General features: G+C 44.7%; 1 tRNA gene and 1 rRNA gene. Both read left to right on the top strand.

Annotated elements, in window-relative coordinates:
• A 16S ribosomal RNA gene (locus WS42_RS15085) occupies positions 1 to 70 on the top strand; the annotation flags it as partial.
• Between the two features lie 155 nt (positions 71 to 225).
• Positions 226 to 299 (top strand) — tRNA-Ile (locus WS42_RS15080).
• The last annotated feature ends 1 nt before the right edge of the window (position 300 follow it).

Here is a 300-nt window from a genome sequence, read left to right as displayed (position 1 = left end):
AAAACTGGTGACTGGGGCTAAGTCGTAACAAGGTAGCCGTACCGGAAGGTGCGGCTGGAACACCTCCTTTCTGGAGCTGGAATCTCTAGATTAAGTCCGATGAGGTATGTAGCTCTCTGGTACTACGGTTGAATATGTATATATATATGATCTTAAACTGGAAAGACCAGTATATAGAGAGAAAGATGATGCTGAGATGAAAATTTCAGGCACATAACGGTTGACAGTCCTATAGCTCAGTTGGTTAGAGCGCTACACTGATAATGTAGAGGTCGGCAGTTCAACTCTGCCTGGGACTAC

Origin of the sequence: Odoribacter sp. N54.MGS-14, assembly GCF_000980295.1 — a bacterium.
Taxonomy (GTDB): domain Bacteria; phylum Bacteroidota; class Bacteroidia; order Bacteroidales; family Marinifilaceae; genus Odoribacter; species Odoribacter splanchnicus.
Note: the sequence above shows the minus strand (reverse complement) of the source record. Positions and strands in the feature narration are given on the sequence as shown.